The following is a 2,531-nucleotide window of genomic DNA, read 5'->3' as shown; positions in this document are numbered from 1 at the left end:
TGTCAGTCTGTAGAGCGACCATAAGACCAGAACAGAGTAAAACTGGGGCGGCAGGTGCGGAACCCCGCAAGGGAAAGAAGCAGAAACCTAAATCGTGAGGTTTGGGAATCACCGTCCGTTTTACGGCGGTGAGGATGTCAATTGTCGGCTCTGTACAAGGTGAGGCTCAGGCATGGGACACTTCACTTGACTACTCTGCCTACATCTTGCCGCTAGACCCAAACTAACTTTTGGATACGATGCACAGTTGGCATTCATGCCTTGATTCTGCAACGCCTAGACTTACAACTTCAATCAATGTGCATGGTGCGTTCCCCAAAAATCGATCTGTGGAGCGGTAGAAGTTGCATTAGGGAACTCACCCTACAAGATCGGCGATCGCACTGAAAGGTTTGTGGTCGGAGTGCATGGGCGTTGTTAGGCTGCTCTTCAGCCCGATTAAAATCCAATGAATTTCTGTAAGTCAGTAACTATTTCACCCACTTTATTCTGCCTGACCTCCCAATTACTCACTCTAAAAATCTTCCACCCCTCTACTTGTAATGTTCGGTCTTCCTCTAGACGTTTTGAGTACGTTTTCTCATCAGCTATCCACTGATTGCCATGCTTTATCGCGTAGTGACTAATATCGTCAATCAATATCGCATATCTATGATTATTCCAAAATGCGACGAAATCTACACGATACGGTTCTTTTGCCAGGGAACTTCCCGAAGCTTGCAAAACCTTTTTCGATGACGAATGCCATTGTATCCAGGCTTGTGGAATCAAAATTGGTATATGGTTATCAGCCATACGGAAATACTTGGCATATGACTGGAAAAATGTTTTTTCACATTCGGTTTGATTCATGGCAAGAAGAGCTTTCTTTAGTGCCAAGTTTGTTTCCGAGTTAATTCCACAAGCAGCTTGAAAAGTTGGAAAATCAAAATTTGGATACACATCCCGCCAAATAATACCTATCCCAGATTTCAATTCAAATTTTAGTGATTGCTTACCTTTTTTGGCAGTTACAGCAAACTCAGGTTTGGCTAATCCAAAAGGAAGCCCACCAGGAAATTGATGCATAAATAAATCGTCAGTTGCATCAGGAGATGTTATTTGCGGAAGTTGAACTTGTTGTCCCTCAACAACTAAGCCTTCTTTTATACATTTATTTCGCAGAAAATCTTTTTGCCCATCAGAAATATAGGATTGTGATAATACCAATCCTATGACTTTTAAGAATTTTTGAGTATCTATTAAGTCAGTCCAGTCTATAGATGCATAGTATTCCTCGACCCGTGAACGTCTCTCACCGCTAAGAACACGCTCAGGTTGACCTCGCTGAATACCAGCCATTTGAAAAATGTCATCAATCTGACGCAGAGCTAGAGCATCTCTGCAAAATTCCCGAAATTCCAAGCGCAAAGCTGATGAAATATATTCCATAGAGTATTTTTATCTGTAGATAGTTTTAATTCACGGTTGCATCCTAACTACATATTACACGGAAAATTTCTGTATAACACTCTCCAGAGTAACGATACGGGCCAACTTTCTGTATATTACTTCATTTAAGCGCAATCGCCAGAAGTTTTCCCTATATCACCCCCAAAAGCGCATTAGCCAGATTAGCCTATTGTCAAAAACCTTGTTTAACTAAATTCCTGACAATTAGGCTCATTCTAGCGATGATTCCTAGATCTGACCGCACCCCTTGATAAAAACTGACAATTATTCGACCTTTAGCGATCGCTATCGGGGGATAGTTGTTTTTTGTTACAGCAGTATGAAGCAGCCTAACTGATGGCTATATTTCCAGATTATCGCCCGCAGGAAACCAATCTTGATCGAGAAATCGAGGAGTGTAGCTATTGATGGATAAGGGTTTTTTGCTACTTAGTAGATATGTATGAGGTCAGTTCAGGTTGATGAGAAAGGCTGTAATAGACAAAAATAGTCAAAATATTTATAATGAAAGATTGGACTAAAATTTTCTGTGACTTGCCCATGTTATTGTCTTGCGCCACCGGTAGCGAACAGTTTTTAGGTAGTGAAGCGATCGCCACTTACGCCACAGCTAAGGCCGTGATCCTGCCGATTCCCTACGAGGCCACCACCACCTATCGTAAGGGTTGTGAAACCGGGCCGGCGGCGGTGATTACCGCTTCCCAACAACTGGAAGCCTATGACGAGGAACTTAAGAGGGAAACCTGTTTAGAAGTGGGCATCTATACCCATGAGGCAATCGCAGATACCCGTCAGCAACCGCAATTGTCCGCCGAGGAGATGTTAGCCGTCACCACAGCTACAGTTTCTCGTTTAATCGCCGATGATAAATTTGTCGTCGCCGTCGGGGGTGAACACGCTATCACTACGGGAGTAGTACAAGCTTACCGACAAGCTTTATCGGAACCTTTTACGGTGGTTCAAATTGATGCCCATGGCGATATGCGTTTTGAGTACGAAGGCTCCCACCATAACCACGCCTGTGTGATGCGTCGGGTGTTAGAAATGGGTTTACCGACCTTACCCGTGGGAATTCGGGC

2 protein-coding genes are annotated in these 2,531 nt (G+C 43.5%); one reads left to right on the top strand and one right to left on the bottom strand.

All coding sequences use genetic code 11. The features are described 5' to 3' along the window. Positions 1–438 precede the first annotated feature (438 nt). Positions 439–1,431 (bottom strand): hypothetical protein, encoded by a 993-nt coding sequence (locus IM319_RS09655; protein ID WP_287735442.1) that lies wholly within the window; start codon positions 1,429–1,431, stop codon positions 439–441. Between the two features lie 561 nt (positions 1,432–1,992). On the opposite strand from IM319_RS09655, the gene IM319_RS09650 reads away from it, so the two are divergent. Then, positions 1,993–2,531: arginase family protein (locus tag IM319_RS09650; protein WP_287735444.1), on the top strand; the 539-nt coding region annotated here is incomplete at its 3' end.

The sequence above is a fragment of the Microcystis sp. M113S1 genome (genome assembly GCF_020246945.1).
Classification (GTDB): domain Bacteria; phylum Cyanobacteriota; class Cyanobacteriia; order Cyanobacteriales; family Microcystaceae; genus Microcystis.
Note: the sequence above shows the minus strand (reverse complement) of the source record. Positions and strands in the feature narration are given on the sequence as shown.